This is a genomic window from Pantoea sp. Lu_F5_004 (assembly GCF_051136245.1).
Taxonomy (GTDB): Bacteria; Pseudomonadota; Gammaproteobacteria; order Enterobacterales; family Enterobacteriaceae; genus Pantoea; species Pantoea agglomerans.
Map to the genome: position 1 here is coordinate 178,135 of NZ_CP194947.1, position 21,090 is coordinate 199,224.

Genomic DNA, 21,090 nt, shown 5'->3' on the forward strand with positions numbered 1-21,090 from the left:
TTATCCCTGTTTTTCCGGCAGAAAAGGTTCGCCCAGCGTCAGCATCAGGCGATTAGCCCAGGCAAAAAAGGCGGTTGATTGAATCAGATCGAGCAGGGCGAGCGTATCCAGACCCTGTTCACGCAGTGCAGAGAGCTGCGACTGTGTCGGCTGGGCAGGGGTCAGCGACAGCGCTGCTGAGAATGCGATGATCGCCTGCCAGCGCGCGGCGTGTCCGTGAGATAACACCGCGCCGGGTGCGACGTTCAGCAGCTTCTGTACCGCTTCATCCTGCTTTGAGAGCTGGCTGGCTTTACGCGCATGGACTGAGGCGCAGTAAATGCAACCGTTGACCTTACTTACCACGGTGGCAGCCAGTTCGCGCTCAGCGCGTGGCAGCCCTCCTGCGGTATAAAAAATGCCTTTATCGGTCAGGGTACGCTGCTCCAGCAACGGCAGATTGCGCGCCAGCAGGCGAAAATAGTCGGAGTCGGTGTGACCGAATTTTGCCAGTGTCGCCTGCTCTTCCTTGCTGAATTCCGTCAGCGGTTTTGCCGGCAGCCAGGGCTCCCAGCCGAGTTCCTGTTGCGTAAACGCGGTCAGGGCAGTTTTGCCGCTGGCGGTATGTAAGGCCTCGTGCCAGTGACCGGCGACTACCGGGGCAACCTCATCCGGTGCCTCATCGCCCTGTAAGCTGCGCAGACCCGCCAGCAACCGGCTCTGAAAACTGACAAACGCCACCAGCTGTGCCATTGTGACAATGCCGCGCAGGCTCCAGCCCGCCTGTTTCAAAGCCTCCAGATGCGCGGGAGCAGCAGTAACCGGCTCAAAGGTCAGGCGATGGGCAAAAGCCTGTGCCGCGTTGATCCGATTACTCCCGGCCAGACTCTCCTGTGGCTGGTAGTGCGCCTGCAGGCCGGGTTGTGCATGCCAGCCGGCAACCTGTGCGGCCAGCAGACGTCGCTCCGCCAGCGGAAAATCCTCATCACCCTGGCTAAACAACAGGGTGTAGCTACCCTGAGCATGTTGTGTGGCGGCGTGACGTGTCTGGCGCGCATGGGCCAGTTCGGAATCAGGATCGATATCTGCCAGTGTGGCGATCAAATCGTCAGGTTGATTCATGAAATTCTCCTGTGAGGTTCGCCAGCGGCACGAAGCGCGGGCGCAAGATGTTGGGCAATCAGTTCAATCGAGCGCAGCGTGTCGGCATGCGAAGGCTCAACCGAATGCACCTGAAATGAGATGTCGGTGACGCGCGCCAGTGCGCTGTCCTGCGCCAGCGAGTGCTGCACCTGATCGATGCCGCCAACATGGGCATCAAACTGCGCCAGCAGGTCATCAAAGCGTTCACCGCGTAATTCACCACGATACTGCGCAGCCTGCTGACGAATTCCCGGTTCAGCTACCTGACGGGCATAGCGGTCAGAATCGGCCACGAATGCGGTACGGGAGGCGAGGATGCGCGGAGGGGTTCCCGCAGGAAGTGCCGCAAGATAGGCATCGATCAGCGGATTCTGCAATGCATCCAGCGGTAGCTCAGGCTGGCCCGCCGGGCGCGGCTGGGTGCGGGACAGCATCAGGCCATGGCCGCCCTTAGCGGCACGGATTGCGCCCTCAACCGAGAAGGTGGCGATCCACACCCGTCCGGCAAGCTGCGGCGCGGCGGGATAGAGATGATTATCAGGATGCCCCAGTGAATCCCCGCGCCAGGCGCTGAGCAGCGTATGCAGATGGTCGGCAAAAGCGGCACCGCGCTCGGCAAAGGTCAGACCAAACGGCAAAAACGAATCCGGCGTGCCACCGGAGCCCAGCCCGATCTCCAGCCGCCCATCTGCCAGCAGATCCAGTACTGCGGCATCTTCAGCCACCCGCAGCGCATTTTCCATTGGCAGGGTGATGATGGCGGTGCCGAGCCGGATGGTGCGGGTCTGCGCGGCGACATGCGCCAGGAAGAGCAGCGGCGACGGCAGACCCCCCTCATCCTGATGAAAATGGTGCTGAGCAATCCACGCATTATCAAATCCGCAGCGTTCGGCATGCTGAATCTGTTCGGTGGCCAGCTGATAGCGCTGTTTCGCCGGCACCTTATCCAGCAGCCGGGTAAAAAATCCGAGACGTCGGCTCATGCTGACTCCTTGTGGGTTAAGGGAATAAGCGGAGGAATGGCAGCCATTAATTCCCGGGTATAAGGATGCTGTGGCGAACTGAAAATCGTGACAACGTCACCTTGCTCTGCGACTTCGCCCGCTTGTAACACCGTGACGCTGTCGGCAATCTGCCGCACCGTTGCCAGGTCGTGCGTGATAAACAGATAGGTCAGACCCAATTCGGCCTGGAGCTGCTGCAACAGGTCGAGGATTTGCGCCTGCACCGTGACATCCAGCGCCGAGGTCGCCTCATCCAGTACCAGAATTTCCGGCTTGCAGATTAGCGCCCGCGCAAGAGCCACACGCTGCCGCTGACCGCCGGAGAGTTCGTGAGGATGACGTGACAGCAGTGAGAGCGGCAGCGCCACCCGCGTGGTTATCGCTTCCACGCGCTCACGGCGCTGACTGCGGCTCAGCCGCTCAAAATTACGCAGTGGCTCTTCGATAATTGCATACAGCGTCTGACGCGGATCGAGCGAGGCAAATGGGTTCTGATAGACAAACTGGATCTTCCGCCGCAGCTGACGCAGCGCCTCGCCGCGTAATCCGTTGACCACGATGCCATCCAGCGTCACCTCGCCGCTGTCGGCGGTTTCAAAACCCATAACGATGCGCGCCAGCGTGGTTTTGCCGGAGCCGGATTCGCCTACCAGGGCATGCGTGGTGCCGCGCGCCACCTGAAAGCTGACCTGGTTCAGTGCCTGCAGACGCTGCTGTTTGCCCAGCGAAAAGCTTTTCATCACGCCGGTTGCCCGGATGGCGGGGGCAGAAAAACGGGCGGTTGCAGATTTAACTCTGGCGGGTCGTTGCGGTGCCGCATCATTCAGTAACTGACGGGTATAAGGATGAGCAGGCGCGCTGATAACCTGTTCAGTGCGGCCCGATTCCTGAATCTCGCCGTGACGAAACACGATAATACGATCTGCGCGTTGCGCCGCCAGCGCCAGGTCGTGGGTGACAAACAGCACGGCGGTGCGGGATTCCTGCCGCAGGTTGTCCAGCAGATCGAGAATGCGCTTTTGCACCGTGACATCCAGCGCGCTGGTCGGCTCATCCGCAATGATGATCTCCGGCTGCAGGGCGAGGGCAATGGCGATCAATACCCGCTGCTTCATGCCGCCCGACAGCTGATGCGGATACTGCTTAACCCGCTGTTCCGGATGGCTGAGGCCGACGCGCGTCAGCAGGTCAATCACCCGCTGCTGGCGCTGCGCTGACGGTAATTTCAGGTGCAGTCGCAGGATCTCTTCCACCTGTTCGCCGACCGTTTTCACCGGGTTCAGGGAATTACCGGGATCCTGCGGTACCAGACTGATGCGCGCACCGCGCAGCGTATCGAAGCGCTTTTGCGACCACTGACTGATATCCACGCCGTTGAGCAGAATCTCGCCCCCTTCGCGGCGGCCATTTTCCGCCATCAGACCCATTATCGCCTGTGCGGTGGTGGTTTTACCGGAGCCGGACTCCCCGACCAGCGCCACCATCTCCCCGGCGTTCAGCTCGAAGCTGACGTTATGTACCACCGGCTGCCAACGGTTGCCGCTGCGATAGCTTAGCGTCAGATTGTTGACCACGAGTAACGGTTGAGCGCTCATCGGCGTCCTCCTGAAAGTTGCTGGCTGATGCGGTTGGCTGCGAGCACCACAGCGACCACCACCACACCAGGAAAAGTGGTCAGCCACCAGGCGGTAGCCAGATAATTACGCCCTTCAGCGATTAACAAACCCCATTCCGGCACTGGCGGCGGGGTGCCGTAGCCGAGGAAACTCAGAGTCGACAGCGCCAGAATCGCCTGACCAAATTGCAGGGCGGCATAGGCGATCACCGGCGTCAGCGCATTGGGAAGAATGTGACGCCACAACACGCTGAAAAAGCGGCCGCCGCTGCCGTAAGCCGCTTCGACATACTCACTGTGACGGATGCGCACCACTTCGGCGCGTGCCAGTCGGGCGAAGCTGGCGATGGAGGCAATGCCCACTGCTAATGCGGCATTCAGGGTGCCGAAACCGAGTAAAATCAGCACGCTCAGAGAGAGCAGCAGCGCCGGAATCGCCAGCAGCACATCCACTGCGCGCATCACAATTGATTCAGTTTTGCCACCGATAGCCCCTGCCACCAGACCCAGCGCGGTACCTGCCAGCAGTCCGATCGCCACCGCCATGACGGCGGCGGAGAGCGAATGGGACGCGCCGTAAACGATGCGGGCAAAGAGATCGCGGCCGAGCTGATCGGTGCCGAGCCAGTGTCCGGCCTGTGGAGCGAGTCGCTGTGCACCCGCGATTCCTTCAATCGGGCTGACCTGGGTAAAAAGGGTCGGGAAAAGTGCTGCCAGTACAACCAGCAGCATGACTGAAACGGCGAGCCACAGGCCCGGCGAGAACTGTAAAGTGCGCCTCTTTGCCGCCACGGGTTGCCGCGCGGCAGCGTAATCAACCAGACTCATGTTGCACCTCGTAACAGCTGTAAGCGCGGGTCAAACAGCGGCATCAGCAGATCCACCAGCTGGTTGATCACCACAAAACCCAGTGCGGAGATCATCACCACCGCCTGCAACACCGCCACATCCTGATTGTTCACCGCCTGCTGCGTCAGCTGTCCCAGACCGCCCAGGCCAAACACCGTTTCGGTAATCAGCGCACCGGCAATCAGTTCTCCCAGCAGCAGGCCCGCCACAGTGAGCACCGGCAGCATGGCGTTGCGCAGGATGTGCCGCCACAGCACAGAGTGCTCGCTGGCCCCTTTGGCGCGCGCCACCGCCACAAATGGCCGGGTTGCAACCTCATCGATGCTGCGCAACAGAATCTGTGCCAGTGGCGCTGAGATCGGAACGGCGACCGTAATGATGGGCAGAATCAGTCCCTGCCACGGTGAGGGATTGATTACCGGGATCCAGCGCAACTGGAATGAGAAAAGCTGAATCAGGGCTATGCCGAGCCAGAAGGTCGGCACTGAGATAAACAGCGCGGGCAGTGACTGCAGCAGATTACGCAGGCCGCGCAGGGCAGGCAGCCGCGACAGTGTCGCCAGCACGAATGCCAGCAGTGTCGCCAGCAAAAAGCCGCACAGGGCCAGTCGCAGTGTGCCAGGCAGATTGCTGGTCAGCAGTTCACTGACCGGCACGCCCGCCTGCACCGAATAGCCGAAGTCGCCGTGCAGCATCGCCGCCAGTGTGTGCAGATATTGCTGCCACAGCGGGCTGTCCGCGCCATAGGCCTGACGCATCTCAGCAATCTGCTGCGGACTCAGGCCGAGATCCGGATTCTGAAACTTGATCAGGACCGCATCGCCAGGCAGCACCTGTAGCAGCACAAACGACAGGGTAAACGCGGCCCACAGGACCAATACACTCAGGCCAGCGCGTTGCAGCAGATAATGACGCATCCTCACCTCCGGTTACTGTTTTTCCAGCCAGGCGCCATAGAGCGTCGGACGGCCTACCGCTTCAAAACTGACCCCTTTCAGCCAGGGCGCACCGGCATAGACCTGCGGCTCTTCGAAGATCGGAATCACATAGGCCTGGTCCAGCAGGTAGCGCTGAACGTCACCGGTCAGCTGTAACCGTTTTGCCGGGTCAACTTCAGCGGAAATCGCAACCAGCAGCTGGTTAAGTTTGTCATCGCGGAAGTTTTTCACTTTGTCGCTGGAGCCGCCTTTCTGCAGCAGGTTGTCGCGGTTAGCCGGGTAGAAACTGCTTTTGATCACGTCGGGATCGGCACGGCCGACTTCGGTGACGTTCAGCGGGGTCTTAAGGGGATCGAGGTTATCCAGCGTTTTGCTGCCGGCATCGCCCGCTTTAACGCTGAGGGCGACGCCCGCCTGGCGCCACTGTTGTGCCACCAGTTGCAGCACCTCTTTGTTTTGCGGTTGCGGCAGCGATTCATAGACGGTTAGCGCCAGTCGCTGGCCTGCTTTTTCACGGATGCCATCGGCACCGGGTTGCCAGCCCGCCTGGTCCAGCAATGCCTTCGCTTTCGTCAGATCAAAAGTGAGTTTGTCCGCCAGATTGACGTAGCCGGCGGCGGTGGTCGCCACGACCGAGGTTGCCTGCGGATAGTTCGGCGAGAAGAGCGTCTCAACCACCTGTTTCGCATTGGTGGCGTGCAGCAGCGCCTGACGCACCCGGATATCGCTGACCAGCGGATTATCCGGACGGAAGCTGAGGCTGTCGTTTACGCCACGGGTCGGTGCGGCATAAACCGGGAAGTTCTGATCTTTAGCCTGCTTCTCATCGTAGGCCTGCACCTGACGGATCAGTCCTGCCTGACCCGCCAGCAGTGCACCGATGCGCACGCTGTCTTCCGGCGTCACGATCACTTTTATCGCATCCAGATTGGCCGGACCTTGCTGCTGAATGTTTTTCGGTCCCCACTGATAATCTTTACGTGCCACCAGATCCACTTCCCGACCGAGCTTCTCATCACTGACCACAAACGGGCCTGAGCCGATAATGTGACGGGCATCGCCCAGCTGATCGAAACTGCGCGCCAGTGTACTCAGCGAGACCAGGCCAGAGCCAATGGTGGCGGTGCCCTGTAAAAATCCGGGCGAGGGTTTTTTGAAATAGAATTTCACCGTCAGCGGGTCGATCACTTCGCTGCGTTCATAGTTATTAATCACTTCCGATACCGGCAGGCGCAGCGCTTTATTTCCCAGCCCGTAGGTATCAAAGTTTTTCGCCACCGCGTTCGCATCTAATGGTGTGCCATCGGAAAAAGTCACGCCAGGCCGTAATTTAAAGGTGTATTCGGTTTTGTCGGCATTGGTGGTCCAGCTTTCCGCAATCCAGGGTTCAACCTGCAGCGTTTCGGGATTCTGCCAGGTTAATTTATCGGTGATCTGATTGAGAATGCCGCCATTAGGGTAAAAGCCGCCGGCAGGCGGATAGAGGTTGGTATGTGCCTGCTGTTCAAGATAAATCAGCGTACCGCCTTTGACCGGTGCAGCCACCGCGTTAAAGGTCAGAGTCCCGGCAAGTAAAGTAAAAACCAGCGTTTGCGCGCGTGGTTTAAGGGGAAATAACGTCTTCATGGTGAATTCCTTTGTTATCAATTGCCTCAGCAGGCGGAATCATCATCGAATGACGCAACACACAGATAAAGTAACGATTTGGTCAAAGCTTATCTGAAAAAAATAAATGCGGGATTGGGTGGTTGATATTAGTCTGAATGGGATGACCTAAGATAAACGTTCAAAGTGTAAATCGGCATCCATTGCCAGAGCAGGGAGCCCATGAATAGAGTGTAAGATGAGGCAGTGTTGAAACAATGGACATGCCAGAAAACGCTGAAGTTTTCCGTTGCATAAGCACTGCCCCGTTTAGCTAAAATCGTACTTAAGTTATCGATAGACTTTTAAGTAGATCCTGCAATGCATATTCAGATAAGTCCTTTTTGGCTAAACGTAATCCGGGTGGCTTCATTCAGATCAATGTTTTTTAAAGCCTCAGGTTCTACCCAGATAATCTCCTGAAACTCTTCATTGAAGGTTATTGTTCGGTTTGCGCTCAGACAATCAAAGATAAGATAGATCATATAAATTTCTTCAGTCATTCCATCAGAATAGGTTTTGATTCTGACATCATCCCGAAACGTCTAGGGTGTGATATTTGTTATCTTGAGCGCCTCGCCTAATTCTTCCCTGATTTCCCGCTTTAATGCTTCTTCGATTGTTTCACCTGGCTCCATTCCGCCGCCTGGCAAAGCCCACTGTCCAGGAAAAACACCCCTGTCAGATGCCATTTTGCATAGCAAATATTTACCCTCATTTTGAATGACTGGGCACACAATGACTCTCTGTCGCATTACTTCTCCTTATTGATGTTAAAAATTCCAGATCTGAAATGGTCGGTTCAGAAGGCCGATAGTTGTTTTGTCATTTTTTTGATCATACTTACCGCTCAACAGCTTAGCGAGACAATGCTTTTGACACCGATGTCACAAAAGTGGCATTCCTGTTATAAAAACCAGGAAGCACTCTTAAGAATCCTCAAATCAGAAAGATTATAACCATGGACTTTGTAAGGGTATGGTGCGGCGATCACGCTTTAATGATGCCGTAATCGGATTCTTTATGGTTAGCAGTGCGGGCAAGTACTATATCGCACTGCTAAATATATTCGATTATTCCGCGCACAATTTCCGCTGGCCTGCACGCAGAAAAGCGCTGACCAGAACCAGCCACAGCAGACCGCAGGTCAGGTTTACCACACTGAAGCCGCCGGTGCCGTAACTAAAATACGCGGTTTTGGCTGCTTCAATGCCCAGCGCAATAATCAGAATACTCACCATGCCGAGCATCGCTGCCACGCTGCCTTTTCCGGCGCTGCTGGAAAAAAGCGTCATGCGATAGAGTCCGGCACTGACCAGCCCGGCACCGAAGCCGTAGAGGCTAATTCCGGCAGTCAGCCACAGATAGCTTTGCGGATTTAGCACGGTAGCGGTGACTGCGATTGCCAGCCCGCAGACCACCGGCCAGGCACCGAGCCGTAACGGCTGTTCAATGGGCAGACGGCTGGATAAGCGTCCCAGCGTCAGGTTGCCCGCAATCATGGCGGCGAAGACCGGCAGCTGTAATAACGCATAGTCGATGCGGCTGAGTCCCGCATCATGAATTAAAATCACCGGCGACAATGCGACCCATGCGATGCAGGGCACGGTGACCAGCCCGATGGCCAGTGAGCCGCGCATCACCTGACGATCCTTCAGCAACGCCGCGTAACCGCTGATGATTGATCGCAGCGACAGCGGTTTCTGCCGGTCACCTGCGGTTTCGGGCATCGCATACCACAGACCCGCCAGTGCCAGCGCTGCGACAGCGCCAATCAGCCAGAACAGTGTGCGCCATTCACCAACAGTAAGAAAAGCCGCGCCCGCCAGCGGACCGGCCAGCGGGGCCAGCAGGGCGACGTTGGCCATCAGCGCCATCATTTTGATGCTGAGCGATTCCGTAAATGCCTCCTGCACCGCCGCGTAGCCTACCGCGCCAATAAAACAGAGGCTGACGCCCTGCAAAAAACGCAGCAGGACGAACTGCTCAATGCTTTGCACCCAGTGCGTCGCCACACACGAGAGCATAAAAAAGGCCACGCCGCTGAGCAGCACCGGACGCCGCCCGATGCGGTCAGAGAGGGGGCCAAGCAGCCATTGCAGCATAATGCCACCGGCCAGATAGGCGGTGAGCGAAGTAGAGACCCACTCCGGCCCGACCTTAAATTCCTGAGTCACCAGCAGCATACCGGGCTGGATCATGTCGTGAGCGATATAGGTGGCGAACTCAAACAACACCAGCGACAGCGGAAAGATCAGATGTCGTCGGGTCAGTTGCGCGACCGGTTCGAAAAAAGCCATTACGGATACCTGCGATAAAGCCATTAAAAAAGCGGCCACCAGGGTGACCGCATAATTTCAGCGTGACAGTGTAACGCTTATTGCCAGCGGGCGATCGGGTTGATCAGCGTTCCGGCGAACTTGAGGTTCTCAGCGGGATCGGCGAGGTTTATCATCTGCTGATTATTCGCCAGCTGCAGGCGGTTCAGGCAGGAGCGGGTAAAGTCCGGCGCGAACATGTCATAGCGCGCGAATTTAGTGGCATGCTCCGGGTGCGCCTGCTGGTAATCCTTCACGCACTGCGCCACCGCCTGCCAGAACTCTTCCTCCGGCAGCGTTCCTGACTGATGCAGGATCGCGCTGATAAAGCGGAAGATGCAGTCAAACACATCGGTGAAGATTGAGAGCAGCTTCAGGTTCTCCGGCACATCCACCGCCAGACGCTGCACGCCTTCCGGCAGCACCGCATCCGGATTCATCACGGCGATCTCTTCGCCGATATCCTTCATGTATGCACTGACCGGCACGTTGTTCTCCAGCAGCATGATGAGGTTTTCACCGTGCGGCATAAACACCAGGTCATGCTGATAGAAGCAGTGCAGCAGCGGGCTGAGATAGCAGGTCAGGTAGCGTTCTATCCACTGCTTCGCGGGCAAACCAGAATCCGCTATCAGCGCAGGCAGCAGTGCCTGCTGATGGTGATCGACGTGCAGGAAAGAGGCCATGGTCATCAGACGCTGGCCGGACTGCAGGCTGGCCGCAGGATTATCCCGCCACAGCGCAGCGAACATCTTTTTATAGGCGGAGTCGCCTTTGATCGCCTGCTCATAGTAGCGGTTGTGATAGCCGACCGCCGCGACTTCGCGCAGGATGCGGAAATCACAGCGATTCAGCCACGCATCGCCAGCAACCAGTTGTTCCAGCCAGCCGTTTATCGCGGGCGTTGTCGCCATATAGTAGGGCGACAGACCGCGCATAAAGCCCATGTTCAGCACCGACAGGGCGGTTTTCACGTAGCGCTTCGCGGGCTGGCTGCGGTTAAAGAAGGTGCGGATCGACTGCTGTGCCTGGTAAGCATCGTCTCCGGTGCCCAGATAAACAATATCGTGACTGGCGATGTCCGCCGCAAACACGGTCAGCAGCTTGTTCTGCCACTGCCAGGGATGCACCGGCATCAGGATATACTCCTCAACCGCCAGTCCTTTATTCACCAGCTGCGCAGTAAACTGCTCCAGGGTGGTGTCGCCCAGTTCATCACGCATCAACTGCTCATAGCTCAGCTCGCTGAGGCTGGAGAAATGGGCGTTGCGGCGATGAACCGCGACCCAGATGAGGTGAACGGGCGCGGCGGCCTCGGGCGCATACGCCAGATAATCATGGGCATCAAAGCCAATACGCCCGTTGTTGGCAACAAAGCAGGGATGGCCTTCGGTCATCGCCGCTTCCACCGTCTGGAAATCGGCTGAGACCAGCGCCTGGCTGTCAGGATTATTCTTCTGCAGCTTATAAACGCTGCTGCATAGCGTGCTGCTGATCTCTTCCATGTAGGTCGCCAGCAGCGCCTGTGTAATACCGATCTCGCCGTTAAACTCCACGATAAACTTCAGCGCATCCAGCGGCAGATCACGACCGTTCTCCTGCTTGCGCAGTGAGCCGGCATCGATTTCCCAGTGATCCAGCGCCAGCCGCGACGCCCGGAAATGGTAGCTCGCTTCACCGCCTGGCACCGCAAGCTGATAGCTGCCGTTGCCCGACTCCTGTGGCGTAATGATTTTTTCATGCGCGAACTCGGCAATCGCTTTACGGATCAGCATGCGGTTTGCCTGCGCCCAGTGGTCGCCCGTCAGATGTGTACCGTTCATCAGCGAAGAGGGGGTGTTCATAGTCTGCGACTCCTGCAGTAACGCATGTTGATAATCTTCCCGCTGGCAAAAGGCCAGCCAGGCGGTTTTATGACCCATGTCAATGGTGTGCTGATAGCGGAACCCGGCACGCTTATTCAGCACATGAATCTTCTCATTGCGCACATCCGGCTCTACCACCACGCGGCGCACCTCGGGGCGGCTGAACATGTAGTCCATCACCAGCGTGAAGACCTGCCAGCTGAAGGCTTTGATCGGCTGGCTGGCGGGGGCAATCAGAATATGCATGCCGTAATCATCGGGTGCGGCAGGATAAAATTTGCCGACCTCGTCGTCGCTGGCGCGGTAGCACTCAATCAGGCAGACCGGCTGGTCGTTGCAGCAACCAATCAGCGCAGCATGGGGATCGGCTGCAGTCAGCGTCTGATAGAACTCAGCGACCTGATTCAGGCTCTGCTGCTGCATGCCCCAGAAGCGGGCGTAATCGCGGGTGACCCAGCTATGAATCAGCGGCGCATCGCTGGCGAGCATGGGCCTCAGGCTGAACTGGCCTGCGGGGCGGGCGGCGCTGAACAGTGTTTGTGAACTCATCTCAGTGCTCCGATTTAGCCGGGAAGGTCTGGAAGGCAATCTGACGCTCGATCGGGTAGACCTCGCGTCCTGTCAGTTCGCGCAGCAGCACCGAGTTGCGGTAGCAGGCCATGCCGAGATCCGGCGTAACGAAGCCGTGGGTGTGCAGTTCGGCGTTCTGCACGAAGATCTGATTGTGATAATCGATGCTGTAGTTGCGCTGTACGTCGTAGCGGCCTTTGTCATCCCAGCGCAGGCGGGCGTTGATGCCCTCTAAAAACATCGGTGGCTGGTAGTGATAGCCGGTCGCCATCACCAGTCCTTCGGTGCGACGGGTGAAGGTGCAATCCTGCTCCTCCTGATGCAGCGTCAGCTCAAACTCTCCCTGCGGCAGCCAGCGCATAGCGGTCAGCGCCGAGTGAGTAAACAGGTTAACGTTCAGATCGCCGTCGAGCTGTTTGACATACATCAGGTCATAAATATCGTTAATCAGGCTGCTGTTGATGCCTTTGTAGAGATTCTTGTGGCGCGCATTCAGTTCGTCACGGGTGCTGGCGGGCAGGGCGTGGAAATAGTCGACCCATTCCGGCGAGGTCATCTCCAGCGTGAGCTTGGTGTACTCCAGCGGATAGAAGCGCGGCGCGCGGGTGATCCAGTTGAGCTGATAGCCAAAGCGGTCTATATCGGTCAGCAGGTCGTAGTAGATTTCTGCCGCGCTCTGGCCGCTGCCCAGCACGGTGATGGAACGCTTCTGCTGCAGTTCGGCTTTGTTGACCAGATAGTGGCTTGAGTGCGTAAGGCGCTGGCGGTGCGGTTGACTGCACTCCGGCATCCAGGCTTTAGGCCCGGTGCCGAGGATCAGATGTCGTGCCAGATAGTTCTGTTTCTGGCCATTTCGGGTGTCGGTCACCTGGAGTTGATAGACGCCAGCCGTCTCATCGTAGCTGACATACTCAACGTGGCTGTTCCAGCGCAGATTAGAGAGCCGTGAACTGGCCCACTGGCAGTACTGATTATACTCTTTGCGCATCAGGAAGAAGTCTTCTCGGATATAAAAAGAGTATAATTTCCCCTTTTCCTTCATGTAGTTAAGCAGGCTGTAAGGGCTGGTCGGATCGGCGAGCGTCACCAGATCGGCCATAAACGGCGTCTGCAGATGGGCATTTTCCAGCATCATGCCGGTGTGCCAGTCAAAGCCCGGGTTCTCATCCAGGAAAAGACCGTTCAGCCCCTCAACCGGCTCACTCAGACAGGCCAGGCTCAGGTTAAAAGGACCGATACCGATACCAATAAAATCGTAAACGGAATTATTCATTTCAGAGCTCTCACTGTTTCGCCGCGTTCAGCGCAGACGCACGTACCTGCTCGCGGCCATAGTGCGCGATCAGGCTCAGCACATCTTCGATGTCGGCGATGGTCGTGGTGGGATTTAACAGGGTGAATTTCAGGTACTGACGCCCATCGACTTTGGTTCCGGCAATCACTGCGTTGCCGGAGCGGAAGAGCGCTTTACGGATAGCGGCGTTGATTTCGTCGATCTGTGCGTCGCTGGCGTTTTTGCCGGGCACGTAGCGGAAAATCTGGGTGGTCAGCTCAGGCGCGTGCAGCACTTCGATAGCAGGATGCGCAGTTAACCGCTCATGAGCCGCCTGTGTCAGCTCTATCAGCGTATCGAAAGCGTCACCCAGCGCCGCCGGACCCATCACGCGCAGGGTCAGCCACATTTTTAGCGCATCAAATCGGCGGGTGGTCTGAATGCTTTTGTTGACCAGATTCGGTGTGCCTTCCTGCTGGGCGCTGAGCGGATTCAGGTAATCTGCATGGTGCGTGACATGCTTCAGGTTGTGGCTGTCCCGCACAAAGAATGCACCGCAGCTGACGGTCTGGAAGAAAGATTTGTGATAATCGACGGTGACGGAATCAGCCCGTTCAATGCCATTCAGGCGTGAGCGATGATTCTCTGAGACCAGCAGCCCACAGCCGTAGGCGGCGTCAACATGCATCCACAAACCATAATCGTCACAGAGACGGGCGATCTCCGGCAGCGGATCGATGCTGCCAAAGTCCGTGGTGCCGCTGGTGGCAACCACAGCAATCGGGATCAGTCCTTCACTGCGACATTTCTCGATCTCCTTAGCCAGGCACGCTACGTCCATACGGTAGTGGTCGTCGTGATCAACGGCGATAACTGCGTCATAGCCCAGCCCTAAAATCGCCATCGATTTCTGGATGCTGAAGTGGCTGAGTTTCGAGGTAAATACCCGCCATTTCGACGCGGTCTCAGGCAGGCCGCGATGCTTAATCAGATGCCCCGGATGATGCGCTGCGCACCAGCTGTCACGCGCCAGCAGCATTGCCATCAGGTTGGATTGGGTGCCGCCGCTGGTGAAGATCCCATCAGATCCGGCAGGCAGACCGATGCGGTCAAGCGTCCAGTCGATCACCTTCTGCTCAATCAGCGTACCGCCTGCGCTCTGATCCCAGGTGTCGACCGAGCTATTCACCGCTGCCATAATCTGCTCAGCCATCAGAGAGGGCAGCACGACCGGGCAGTTCAGGTGCGCCAGGTATTTAGGGTGGTGAAACCAGACGGCGTCACGAAGATAGAGCTGGCTCAGCTCTGTCAGGGCGTCATCGTTATTACCCAGCGGACGATCGAGGTCGACCTCACTGAATTCCGTCGCCAGTTCATGGGGCAGGATACCGCTGAAAGGCTTCTCAACGCCGGTAACGGTACGGGTCATCAGCGCCAGCACCTCCTGAGTCTGCTGCGACCAGGCCGCCAGTTGCTGATCGTTAAAAATAGCCGTTTCGGCACCGCTGGCGTTGGATGCTGGCGCGAGATCCTGTGCCGCCTGAGTGGATGAGCGTAAAAGCATGTTCAGTTCCTGTGCGTTAATACCAGTGACCCTGCCGACGTAAGGTCAGCAGCGTTGGATGTCCGCTCAACAACTCCAGTAAACATAAAACTAACTAACCAGATAAAAACCCTGACCATTAAATAGATTAGAGTTTTCACCTCAAAAAGAGTAAATACCGCATATTATTTGTGGATTTGGCAGCGTTAAACGCTTTGTTATATGCGGATGAGAGTGTAAATGTTAATCATTATCATTCAATTGTTTTGTTGTTAAATTTTATTTATTAGTATGTCTAATGTTGAAAATGTGATGTTGATCACTTTTATCGATCGGAATAGTCCTTTTTTTACGAGGGTTAGTGCCAGCAATTCATTAAGGACTCATCTGTATGTGTTCCATGTTGGAAACATTAGCTTCGTGGGTTAGAATGTTTCCAACATGGAAAGTTTGAGAGAAAAATGCATATCATCTCAAGAGGGCCGTTCAGGGAAGCGGCAATAATTTATCCAAATCATGCTTCCGCACTGGATGCGGCTTATCTGGTCCTCAGGGACGAAAACTTTGCCACGCCAGATGCGCTGAAAATTCGCTTTCAGAGCCTTGACCGCATGAAGTACCGGGAAAAGTGGTGGGTAATCGATGTGGGCGGAAACAGCCTGAGGATCATGTTCTATGCTGACTTTGATCGAGGCAAAATTTTTATCAAGCACATCGTGACGCATGCGGAATATGACAAGCTGGTGAAGAAGTACCGGGAGAGTAAAGAATGATTACCGAAGCAATCCAGGCGACCAATGACCTGGTCAGAATTGTTCCCTTTCTGGGAGGCAGTACCGATAAAAGGGACTACGAGCAGGCGCTGGAACTGGTTGAATATCTGGTTGAGCACCAGCCGGACAGCCCGTTAGTAGAGATACTGTCTGATAAGGTCGCCCGATACGAAAACAGCGCCCCTGAGTTTGCTGCGTTTAACGCGCGTACTGATGCTATGCCGCGCGGAGTGGCACTTTTGCGGGTCATCATGGATCAGCACGGCCTGACTCAATCCTCTTTTGCGGATGAAATAGGGCAGCGCTCTTATGTCAGTCGTATCCTGCGTGGTGATCGCCCCCTGACGGATAAACATAAAGCCCGACTGGCAGCGCGTTTTAACCTGCCGTTTGAAGCGTTCGCTGAATAACTGAGCCTGAACTTATATGAGTGCGGTTGTTTTTCTGGAAATTGAATGATGAAGGTATTCCGCAAACAACCAGAAAGCGCTCATTGCCCTTTCTGGTTGCCATTAAGCGTTACTATTACCCTGCATTCGTTTCTACAGGCGCCTTCTTTTTAGCCGTAAAGTTATAAATCACTAACAAGCCAAAAATGCCGGTGATAATCATGGTGATGGTTCCCTTATCCATAAAGTGAGCCATATTACCCAGCAGGATGCCGGTGACGCCGAAGTCGGTATCCGAGAAGGTGGTGTTGGTCAGCCCTATCTGTCCGAGTACCGGCAGCAGGGCGACAGGCAGGAAGGTAATTAAAAGGCCATGAGCAAAGGCACCGCAAATCGCCCCACGCTTGCCGCCGGTCGCATTACCAAACACGCCAGCCGTAGCGCCACAGAAGAAGTGAGGAACCACACCCGGCAGAATTAATACCCAATGCAGCTGACCGAGAACAAACAGCCCCACCAGGCCACCGACAAAGCTGGAGATAAAGCCAACCAGCACCGCATTCGGGGCGTAGGGGAAGACAATCGGGCAATCCAGCGCCGGTCTGGCTTCCGGAACCAGTTTTTCTGAAAAGCCGGTAAAGGCAGGGACAATTTCAGCCAGGATTAAGCGCACACCCTGCAGAATGATAAAGACGCCCGCCGCAAAGGTAATGGCCTGGATAAAGGAGTAAACCAGGTAGTTCTGACCATTGCTGAAATTAGCCTCTACATATTCTTTACCGGCAGAAACCGACAGGATTAAGTAGATAATCATCATCGTCAGAGAGATCGAGATGGTACTGTCGCGCAAAAAACTGAGGTTTTTTGGCATGTTCATCTCTTCGGTAGATTTAGATCCTTTGCCTGCCAAAGAGCCGATCCAGCCTGATAAGACATAGCCAATTGTCCCGGTATGCGCCAGCGCGACATGGTCGCCACCAATGATCTTACGCATATAGGGCTGAGCGATTGCCGGGAAGGTGGCCATCAGAATGCCCAACAGCAGTGACCCGGTGTAAATAAGCTGAATACCTTCAAAACCAGCAACCGATAAAATAATCGCGATCATACAGGCCATATAGAACGTCACATGCCCTGACAGATAGATATATTTCAGTCGGGTGAAGCGGGCGACAACGATGTTGGCGACCATGCCGAAGGCCATGATCATCGTGGTAGGCGCACCATATTTTGCCAGAGCGATAGAGACCATCGCTTCGTTATTAGGAATGATGCCCTGAACATCAAACGCATGTTTGAAAATGTCGCCCAGTGGCGTCAGTGAACCGACCAGAACAGTCGCGCCACCTGCCAGTACCAGGAAGCCCAGAATAGTTTTTACCGTGCCCTTGATAACATCAGGAAACGGCTTCTTCTGCGCAATCAGTCCGAAAAATGCCACCAGTCCGACTAATATAGAGGGCACTTTCAGCACGTCGACAACGAACTGCAAAAGATTTTGAGTAAACATATTAACCTCGAGGGTAAGGTATTTATCTAATTATCAGCGTCAGTTTTTCTCAAAATACTCGCGTATTTTCTGCTCCACTTCTTTCAGGTCAATGATGTTATTGATGATGATGACCTTCTGTTCAGGAAGGTTTGCGCTATAGGCAATGTCTTTGGCCATAACAAAAACATCCGCCACATCGGGGGTGACAGAGCCGAGATCCGAATGTTCCACTTCAGCTTCAACACCGATTGTTTTAAGCACTTTCTTGATGTTCATTTCCATCATGAAGCTGCTGCCTAAACCTGAACCACATACCGCCATAATTTTCATATCAAACCTCATTAATTAATGATTAAAATTCGGGTTTCAACGGGCAGACTAAACGCCTGATAAAATCGTCATGAGCGCTTCTTTGCTGCTCGCATTGAATATCTGCGCCATGATCTCTTCATCGGACAGCACTTCCGCCAGCTGGGAGATCATTTCGATATGGCTATTACTGTCCGGTGCAGCAAACATGAAAATGGCCTTCACCGGGTCGTTCTCTTCGGAGTCAAACTTCACTGCTGTACCCAGCAGCACAATCGACAACCCCAGTTTGTGTGCGCCTTGTTCCGGGCGAGCGTGGGGCATGGCAATCTGCGGCGCGATGACAAAAAAGGGACCGATCTCCTCTTTTTGCTGAATAATCGCATCAATATAATCTTGCGATATTGCGCCCTCACTAAGCAGAGGACGTCCCGCAATAACTAACGCTTCCTGCCAGTCAGTCACGCTTTCAACATACTGGATTTTCTCGTTATCTAACCACTTAGCCAGGTGTGACATCGTCTTACTCCTCCTGTTTAAATGCGCAATAAAATTTAACTAAACGCATAAACCGTGTGGCGTTTGCTCGCTCCCGGTTGCGCATAACCCATCTCATATAAAATTTTCTCAACCGGAACAGGGTCTGTTGTGCATTCCGATTTTTCATAAATTCCTGAGTATGTACAGTCAGTTTCCCTGAAAACCCCCGTTATCACTTTTTTAGATAAACGTTCTTTCAGCAGATCGACACAAAAATCGAATGTAGTAAAACGACGTAATATCCTAAAAATTCATTATTTTCATTGGGTTATTAAAAAAATATTTTCTCATTGTTCAGATGGGGTTATATTTCACAACGTTCATCACATCTGTACATGTTAAAGGTGTCTAGTCATCCTGATGATGTCCTTCGAGGTGTACGGACACAACATGTAAAGTTAAAATATTGCTTATCAGGCTTAACATCAGTGCCAATTTGATAAGTTGATCACATATTCAGCTAGCGGAAGTGGTACTCATCCGGCAATGTCAGGCAGAACTGTACTGACACGGATTAGAGGGAGTCTGTCCTTCACTCAAACGGGAAGAAAGCCAATGGTTGATGGCATTACTGAAAAACAAAAAGAGGTTGTTGATTACATCCTCAATAAAATTAAGGATGATGGCCTTCGACCCGGAGAGAAACTGGATACCGAAATATCAATTGCCAAAAGCATCGGCATTACTCGCGCAACGGTGCGTGAAGCCACACGCATTCTGGTGGAGCAGCAGAGAATTTACCGGGTTAAAGGGTCGGGTATTTTTGTCGGTTCCACGGAGATGAGTAGCCAGGCGAACCGATATCATGTGCTTTCACCTTTTGATTACCAGGCTCAAAGAAATAGCCATAAAGGTGTAAGGAAAATCATTTCGGTCAGCATCATTAAGGTTCCTTCTGCTGATATAGCTCAGGCGCTGCGTATAAAGAACAGCGATCAGATCTATAAAATTTTACGCCTGATGTGTTTCGATGACATCCCGGTGGCTCTGGAACATATTCACCTGCCGGTTAATATGTTTAGCAGCATGGAGTTCAGCAAGCTGGAACTGTCAAAATATGCCTACATTGAAGAAGTTACCGGTAAGAAAGTGCAGCTAAGGGACCAGCATTTAACGGCCGTCAATCTTACGGATACACAGTCACTTACTCTGCTTAATTTAGCGGAAGGGGATGCTGTCATTCAGCTTAATGAAACCGTTTATCTCGACGACGGCGTTCCCTGTGAAGTGAATGTGGCGCTTATCAACACCCGATTTTTCCCGTTGAAACAAAATTCGCAACGGCCTTAGAAAAATAATCTTGTTTCTGGCCGCAATACTATTGCGGTGCCCGGATATGACCCTATCAGACCGATTCATGCCCGGTTTACACCTCTCATTACAGTAGAGTGTCTTAATTCCGGATAATGTATAAGGTCCTGTAAAACATCTGGCAGTTGCAATAAGTCATCTCTGACTCAATTACATTCTACATATGCTAATTTGCATATCTGGCGGCTCGCGTTTCTCCATCCTGTGAAAAAGGTACTTCAATATACTGTATTCATGCTGTCTGAAATTCCGGGAGCGCCAGCGCAAAAAACGCTTCATACGTAAGACGATTTTCTGCAATCCTTTGCCAGTTCACCGATTTTACTCACCTGAATATCAGGCAACGAATAGCGTTATACGCAAAATATCTGCCTGATTCCCTGTTTCATAGCCCGTTTGCCGCCTTTCACTTCTCACTGTTCTCCATTATGACGAAATCAATAATGCATAAAACAATATGATGTTTTACCAATGATCGACTGCGCAGCACACTGGTCTGCAACCGGAATAAACAAGGACCAGGTGAATGGCATATCGATTAAGTCTGTTAGATAAAGCGCCCGTGCTGCAGGGTGAATCACCCACCGCGGCTCTGCAGCGCACGCTGCAGATGGCGCAGCGGGCAGAGGAGTGGGGTTATCACCGCTTCTGGCTGGCGGAACATCACAACACCGGGCAGCTGGCCAGTCCTTCACCTGAGGTATTGATTGCCTGGATCATTGCCCAGACCCGACATATTCGCGTCGGATCGGGCGGGGTGATGTTGCAGCACTACAGCCCTTATAAAGTGGCAGAGAATTTTAATCTGCTCGCTTCGCTGGCGCCGGGCCGCATTGACCTCGGCGTGGGCAAAGCGCCGGGCGGGCTTCCACTCTCCACCCATGCGCTGCAACAGGGCATTGATGCCGCTAAAAAAGGGAGCTTTGCCGAACAGCTTCAGCTGTTGGATAGCTGGCTCAAGCCCGGTCAGACTGATCCTGACGATGAGGGTTTAGCCGCCACGCCACTGCCGTCACGTCCGGCGAACCGTTTTCTGCTGGGTGCCAGTGAAGAGAGCGCCCGGCTGGCCGCTAGTCTGGGCTGGCAGTTTGTCTTTGCCGCTCACCTCAATGGTGACCGCAAGTTGCTGGAGCATGCGCTGAGTACCTACTCCCGCCTGAGCCAGGGTCAGCGCGCACTGGTGGCAGTACAGGTGGTGGTAGCCGACTCACCCGCCGGGGCTGACCTGCTTGTAGCCAACCTTCGTCACTACCATGTAGCGGTGAAAGATGGCCCGAGCGTCAACGTCGCCAGCCTTGAGCAGGCGGAGCGCTATGTGCGTCAGGGCGGATACCGCGATTATCAGATTGAGCCGCGCACGCCGTCACTTCTGAAAGGCACGGCGGCGCAGGTTCATGCCCAGCTGGACGCGCTGCATCATAATTTTGACATTGATGAATTTGTTATCGACACGCCGATTACCGAGCCGGTTGCACGTCTTCAGTCACTTGAACTGCTGGCCACGCATCATCTGGTCGCAGCCTGAATCCCCGTCA

At 54.6% G+C, this 21,090-nt stretch carries 17 protein-coding genes and 1 pseudogene; 4 read left to right on the forward strand and 14 right to left on the reverse strand.

The annotated features are described in order from the left end of the window. The 11 genes and pseudogenes from ACR8BN_RS19820 to ACR8BN_RS19870 form a co-directional block, all read right to left on the reverse strand. Positions 1-1,101 (reverse strand): alkylhydroperoxidase domain protein, encoded by a 1,101-nt coding sequence (locus ACR8BN_RS19820; RefSeq protein WP_434747762.1) that lies wholly within the window; start codon positions 1,099-1,101, stop codon positions 1-3. Beyond that, on the reverse strand, positions 1,098-2,105 hold the full coding sequence (locus ACR8BN_RS19825) for a putative FMN-dependent luciferase-like monooxygenase (RefSeq protein ID WP_064702860.1): 1,008 nt from the start codon (positions 2,103-2,105) through the stop codon (positions 1,098-1,100). The genes ACR8BN_RS19820 and ACR8BN_RS19825 overlap by 4 nt, the downstream gene beginning before the upstream one ends. Beyond that, positions 2,102-3,721 (reverse strand): dipeptide ABC transporter ATP-binding protein, encoded by a 1,620-nt coding sequence (locus ACR8BN_RS19830; protein ID WP_434747763.1) that lies wholly within the window; start codon positions 3,719-3,721, stop codon positions 2,102-2,104. The genes ACR8BN_RS19825 and ACR8BN_RS19830 overlap by 4 nt, the downstream gene beginning before the upstream one ends. After that, positions 3,718-4,569, reverse strand: a complete 852-nt coding sequence (locus ACR8BN_RS19835; RefSeq protein ID WP_039389946.1) for an ABC transporter permease — start codon at positions 4,567-4,569, stop codon at positions 3,718-3,720. Before ACR8BN_RS19835 ends, ACR8BN_RS19830 begins: the two co-directional genes overlap by 4 nt. Then, the gene (locus ACR8BN_RS19840; RefSeq protein WP_434747764.1) at positions 4,566-5,507 is read right to left on the reverse strand and encodes an ABC transporter permease; all 942 of its coding nucleotides are present in this window, start codon (positions 5,505-5,507) and stop codon (positions 4,566-4,568) included. The genes ACR8BN_RS19835 and ACR8BN_RS19840 overlap by 4 nt, the downstream gene beginning before the upstream one ends. A 12-nt stretch (positions 5,508-5,519) precedes the next feature. Further along, entirely contained in the window at positions 5,520-7,154 is a 1,635-nt protein-coding gene (locus tag ACR8BN_RS19845) for a TIGR04028 family ABC transporter substrate-binding protein (protein WP_434747765.1), read from the reverse strand. 347 nt (positions 7,155-7,501) lie between these two features. Further along, positions 7,502-7,927, reverse strand: a pseudogene (gene nudI / locus ACR8BN_RS19850) (nucleoside triphosphatase NudI). 318 nt (positions 7,928-8,245) lie between these two features. Next, positions 8,246-9,472 (reverse strand): MFS transporter, encoded by a 1,227-nt coding sequence (locus ACR8BN_RS19855; RefSeq protein WP_434747766.1) that lies wholly within the window; start codon positions 9,470-9,472, stop codon positions 8,246-8,248. 77 nt (positions 9,473-9,549) lie between these two features. Next, complete coding sequence (locus ACR8BN_RS19860) at positions 9,550-11,904, reverse strand: GNAT family N-acetyltransferase (protein ID WP_434747767.1); 2,355 nt, start codon at positions 11,902-11,904, stop codon at positions 9,550-9,552. A 1-nt stretch (position 11,905) separates the two neighbouring features. Next, positions 11,906-13,198, reverse strand: coding sequence for a lysine N(6)-hydroxylase/L-ornithine N(5)-oxygenase family protein (locus ACR8BN_RS19865; RefSeq protein WP_039389956.1), 1,293 nt, complete (start codon positions 13,196-13,198; stop codon positions 11,906-11,908). Positions 13,199-13,208: 10 nt separating this feature from the next. Further along, positions 13,209-14,762 (reverse strand): pyridoxal phosphate-dependent decarboxylase family protein, encoded by a 1,554-nt coding sequence (locus ACR8BN_RS19870; protein ID WP_434747768.1) that lies wholly within the window; start codon positions 14,760-14,762, stop codon positions 13,209-13,211. Between the two features lie 440 nt (positions 14,763-15,202). On the opposite strand from ACR8BN_RS19870, the gene ACR8BN_RS19875 reads away from it, so the two are divergent. After that, positions 15,203-15,514: a type II toxin-antitoxin system HigB family toxin gene (locus tag ACR8BN_RS19875; protein WP_010247063.1), complete on the forward strand. Its 312-nt coding sequence runs from the start codon at positions 15,203-15,205 to the stop codon at positions 15,512-15,514. Continuing rightward, positions 15,511-15,924: a helix-turn-helix domain-containing protein gene (locus tag ACR8BN_RS19880; protein ID WP_031590724.1), complete on the forward strand. Its 414-nt coding sequence runs from the start codon at positions 15,511-15,513 to the stop codon at positions 15,922-15,924. The genes ACR8BN_RS19875 and ACR8BN_RS19880 overlap by 4 nt, the downstream gene beginning before the upstream one ends. A gap of 115 nt (positions 15,925-16,039) precedes the next feature. Here ACR8BN_RS19880 and ACR8BN_RS19885 read toward each other — a convergent pair whose 3' ends face one another. The 3 genes from ACR8BN_RS19885 to ACR8BN_RS19895 are packed head-to-tail and all read right to left on the reverse strand — an operon-like array spanning position 16,040 to position 18,223. After that, positions 16,040-17,413, reverse strand: coding sequence for a PTS ascorbate transporter subunit IIC (locus ACR8BN_RS19885; protein ID WP_031590723.1), 1,374 nt, complete (start codon positions 17,411-17,413; stop codon positions 16,040-16,042). A 39-nt stretch (positions 17,414-17,452) separates the two neighbouring features. Continuing rightward, entirely contained in the window at positions 17,453-17,725 is a 273-nt protein-coding gene (locus ACR8BN_RS19890; RefSeq protein WP_003855084.1) for a PTS sugar transporter subunit IIB, read from the reverse strand. A 48-nt stretch (positions 17,726-17,773) separates the two neighbouring features. Beyond that, on the reverse strand, positions 17,774-18,223 hold the full coding sequence (locus ACR8BN_RS19895; RefSeq protein WP_069026758.1) for a PTS sugar transporter subunit IIA: 450 nt from the start codon (positions 18,221-18,223) through the stop codon (positions 17,774-17,776). Between the two features lie 576 nt (positions 18,224-18,799). Here ACR8BN_RS19895 and ACR8BN_RS19900 point away from each other — a divergent pair. Both ACR8BN_RS19900 and ACR8BN_RS19905 read left to right on the forward strand, forming a co-directional pair. Beyond that, positions 18,800-19,534 (forward strand): GntR family transcriptional regulator, encoded by a 735-nt coding sequence (locus ACR8BN_RS19900; protein WP_163794180.1) that lies wholly within the window; start codon positions 18,800-18,802, stop codon positions 19,532-19,534. A 547-nt stretch (positions 19,535-20,081) separates the two neighbouring features. Further along, on the forward strand, positions 20,082-21,080 hold the full coding sequence (locus ACR8BN_RS19905) for an MsnO8 family LLM class oxidoreductase (protein ID WP_434747769.1): 999 nt from the start codon (positions 20,082-20,084) through the stop codon (positions 21,078-21,080). The last annotated feature ends 10 nt before the right edge of the window (positions 21,081-21,090 follow it).